This is a genomic window from Paenibacillus phytorum (assembly GCF_013141715.1).
Classification (GTDB): domain Bacteria; phylum Bacillota; class Bacilli; order Paenibacillales; family NBRC-103111; genus Paenibacillus_E; species Paenibacillus_E phytorum.
On the sequence record NZ_WHOA01000157.1, the window covers coordinates 1 to 1,301 of the forward strand.

Annotated in this window: 1 protein-coding gene; it reads left to right on the top strand. The window is 40.3% G+C overall.

The features are described 5' to 3' along the window. Positions 1-258 precede the first annotated feature (258 nt). Positions 259-960 (top strand): HNH endonuclease, encoded by a 702-nt coding sequence (locus GC098_RS23575; protein ID WP_312880302.1) that lies wholly within the window; start codon positions 259-261, stop codon positions 958-960. Positions 961-1,301 lie beyond the last annotated feature (341 nt).

A 1,301-nucleotide genomic window follows, 5' to 3' on the forward strand; every position in this document is an offset into this window, starting at 1 on the left:
GACTTCAAAATCATTTGTCGTGATTGGAAGTCTGCCCAGAGGTGGTATCATGCGGTTGTTCTGTATCTCAAAGACCGCCTGAAACTCGACGTCTCACCAGAGAAATCGCAAATCATCAATCTGCGATAAAGAGAATCGGAATTTCTTGGTTTTACAATCCGAGCAAACAAAAAGGGTCAGAAGCGAGTAGCGCATACCGGCATTAAAGCGAACAAAAGGCAGAAAATCAAAAGCGAAGCCAAGAAACACATTCTCAAAATGAGAACTTCGCCAACGGCTCTAAACGCTGCAAGGTTCAACAGTTTTGTTTTAGGAATTCACAATTATTTTAATCGGGCAACACATGTTAGTGTTGCGTTCTCACGTCTTGCCTACGATCTGCGAGCTTTCATGTACAATCGTCTCAAACAAATCGGGAAATACGACCATCCTGCAAATCCACCGCCAACTTACAGTAAATTTTACAGCTTGGGTTACAGGACATTTAAAGTAGCTGATGTTTATTTGTATCCTCTTGCCAACGTGAAAACAAAGAATACGATGGGCTTTAGTCAAGGTCTTTCGCTCTTTACCACAGCCGGCAGAGAACAAATATACAAAAAACTTCGACCAGATTTACGTCAGGAAATCTACTTACTAACGAAATCTAGCATCCCGAATCAAAGTGTAGAATATATGGATAATCGCATCAGTCGGTATAGCATGAAGATGGGGAAATGCGAAATTACAGGCGTGTATCTCTTCGCATCCGACGTTCATTGCCACCACTATATCCCGTTGCACTTAGGTGGAAATGACAAGTTTACTAATTTGCGCATTCTCCACAAAGAGATCCAACAACTTATTCTTCAAACACATAAAGAGACGATTGACGTACTCAAGAATAAACTGGCTTTAACGGAATTGATGATGGATCAGATCAACAAATACCGTGAAAAATATGCGTTAGAACCAGTTTAACATATCCCAAATCAATGAGTAACGAGGAACTTTTGATCAAGTACATTTAATTAGATGGAACGCGGAGTGCTTGGAAACTGGCACGCTCTGTGTGGAGCAGGGGAAAAGCTGGAGATTGTATCAAATGCTTACCTATTGCAAACCGTTTGTTCAATAAGCTCAAAGGGACGGCAGCTGGTGTTACTGGCTGTCGTTTTCTCAACTAACGGGCAGATTAGTTGAACAAGAAGGATGGTATTTTTGTTAGTATTAAACAAAAGGGAGGGGATGAACGTGTATAATAAGAAGTATTTTATTCTAATGCCACCTATGCTAATAATTGGGATATTTTTATTTTACTT

Coding starts and splice junctions, on each gene's coding strand:
- GC098_RS23575 (WP_312880302.1), top strand. CDS start 259: ATGAGAACTTCGCCAACGGCTCTAAACGCTGCAAGGTTCAACAGTTTT.